The 2,852-nt window shown below is 45.5% G+C and carries 2 protein-coding genes; both read right to left on the bottom strand.

The annotated features are described in order from the left end of the window. Window positions 1–151: 151 nt before the first annotated feature. On the bottom strand, window positions 152–2,287 hold the full coding sequence (locus tag ACRC27_RS01345; RefSeq protein ID WP_438638972.1) for a sensor histidine kinase: 2,136 nt from the start codon (window positions 2,285–2,287) through the stop codon (window positions 152–154). A gap of 37 nt (window positions 2,288–2,324) precedes the next feature. Then, a partial coding sequence (locus tag ACRC27_RS01340) for a response regulator transcription factor (protein ID WP_438638971.1) occupies window positions 2,325–2,852 on the bottom strand: 528 nt, incomplete at its 5' end.

Raw genomic sequence — 2,852 nt, 5'->3', positions numbered from 1 at the left:
AATATAGTGCAACGCAAAAAAAAGAAACAAGACTTGATCCGGAAAATGCGTATGAAACAGCAAATGCGCCAAGATCAACTCAATGAGCAAAAGCGAAAATGGGATCGGATGATGGGGCGTGAAAAGCGCTGATCACGCTACGTGTGCGGCCTCATGCAATAGCACGCACCTCGGGCGAAGGTAACCATACAGAAAAACACGCACCTTCGCCTTCATCACTGGTTAGCGTTAAGGTTCCCCCCTGCTTCTCTATCAGTGAACGCGCCAGTGCCAGTCCTAATCCCGTTCCTCCTTGCCGCCCCGATTGTTTACCGCGATAATAACGCTCAAAAATTCGCTCTCGCTCACTCAGCGCAATGCCATGCCCGTTATCCACTACATCAATGCGCACCCCATCCGCAACTTGCCTTCCACGCAGCACGACCATCGAGCCGGGTGGAGTGTACTTGACCGCATTATCTGCCAACGTACGTAATGCCAAACGGGTTAACGAGGGATCACAGAAAAACTGGCTCGGTAAGTCTTCATCATCAATCTGGATAAAATGTTGATCTGACAATAAGCGCGCAGAGTCCATCGCATCTTGCAGCAGGCTTTTAATCGGGCAATCACTCAAATTGGCACCATGCCGCAGCAATTCAAATTTGTCTTCATCCAGATAATTATCCAGTAACGAAGACAATCGCCCGGTTGCGCGTAATATTTTTTCATAACGCGCACGAACAACTTCATCGTCTGAAGTATTAGTGCGCTCCAAATTTTGCGCGGTCATATCAATCACCGCCAATGGTGTGCGTAACTCATGTGATACCGTAGCGAAGAATTGCTTTTGCTCTTCATGCACACGCTTTTCCAAGACCAGCGCTTCGGTCACTTGCTCTACCGCGCGCTTAAGGTCTGATGTGCGCTGAATAACTTTCTCTTCCAACGCTCTCTCCGCTTGAATCGAGTTACTAAGCGCTTCACGCTGGGCATGCTCTATTCTCTCGCGCATCGTCTGATAATGTCGGCTTAACCCATAGTTCATAACCAGCAAATAGAATGTCATGGTCAAGTAATAGGCATTATCTGCCAATAATCCCGGTGGAATTATCGCCATATTACGCAAAAAACGCATAAATACGGCAATCCAGTAAGGCAGCATCGCAATCAGCATTAGTCTGGCATTGGCATTTCTGCGAATAGAGAGTACCAAAACAATAATGAGTGAAATTAATGTACTGACCAGTGACCATATTTGATATGTTTGTCGCGCCACTTGACTTATCGAAGGAAGCATTAAAATAACCATGCTAAATACACTGGCCAGCATGAGATAAAATAGGCATATCCGGATTAAGTAAGGCCGTAGGGAGGATGAAAACCCGCCAAGATAGCTAAACAAAAAAGTGATACCAGCCGCTGGTGAAAACATCCATGCCACTATCATGACGCCTTCATTTATCTCAGGCACATTTTGCAACCATGACAAATAAAGATAGCCATATCCTTCTGCTGCCGCGGAGGTCATTAAGTTTAGAAAAGTAAATAAAACAAACCAGCCATAGCTGCCTTCACGAGTGGCTTGGTAAAACCAAAGGTTGGTTAATATCAAAATTACATGAACTGCAAAAAAAACACCGAAACCCAATTGTTCTAAGCCGATAGCCTCAACAAAAGTAGGTGGCGACCACAGATATATCGCAAATGTCAGGCTATTATTACCTTCAATGCGCAGGTAATAGGTATTGAGCTTTTGTGGTTCAGGATGTAACTCAAAAACCGGATTACGATACAATACATCGCGGCCACTTAATGGATGATGATCCCCTGCCGCACGTGAAGTTACCGGCGATCTTTCTCCTGCCCGGTACAGAGTAACAGAATCTAAAAAGGGCGAAACAATTTCCAGCCAATAAGGATCACTTTGCATTGCTCCCATGACGGTAAAACGCAGCCAAATCGCTCCTTTGCGGTAGCCAAAAGCCGGCATTCCTTGTAAGGGTTTAAAATTGGCTTTCACCGGCAGAGCTTGCACTTGACTAATCGATAATTCATTATTTGGATCGGCTAGCCATTCCAAATACCCTGCTAATGACTGTTTTCCTGCAGGGAGAGGAACATTAATGATCCCCGCATCCATTAATGTCTTTTCTTGCATATTCGGATTGAGGCTTGCTTCTGCGCACGGAGCCAATAGCATCATCAGTAAGGTAATAAATACAGCATGCCTGCACCATAATAGTGAGGTAGGCTCAGTTTTACGATACATCAGTGGCGGCGATGTCAGTGAATGTGACAATGGCATATTCAATCCATTAATAAGTTATTTTACGTTTTCTGTCTTATACTTCACTTAATACTGCGCAAAAGCTGTAACCATCGCGGTGCTCTGTTTTTAATGGTAATTCCACCTCATATTTTTCACGCCAACGGCGTCGTAAACGGCTCACCAAGGTATCTAAACGGCGTAAGTCATAATCTACCCACGAATGCCCCAAAGCTTCGACGATTTGGCGGCGGCTGATAACTTGCCCAGGATTATTAAGCAGCAATTGAAATATCACCATTTCAGAGGCCGTCAATTCGCTCTCCAACCCCTCTGGTGATTGCAAACGCCGACTCTCCGCCAACAGTAACCATTCACTACTCCCCACGCGCCGCCCTAACGAATCAATAATGGCAGTCAGCTCCAATAACTTTATCGGCTTGGTTAGATAATGATCCGCACCGCCATACAACCCACGTAACTTATCTTCAGTCGCATTTTTAGCAGTAAGAATAATGATCCCTGCGCGTGGCTTAACACGGCGCAATGCTGCCGCCATATCAAACCCATTTCCATCAGGCAACATGATATCAATCAGCGCAAT

This window comes from Plesiomonas sp., assembly GCF_051650925.1.
Taxonomy (GTDB): Bacteria; Pseudomonadota; Gammaproteobacteria; order Enterobacterales; family CAMTGL01; genus Plesiomonas.
Note: the sequence above shows the minus strand (reverse complement) of the source record. Positions and strands in the feature narration are given on the sequence as shown.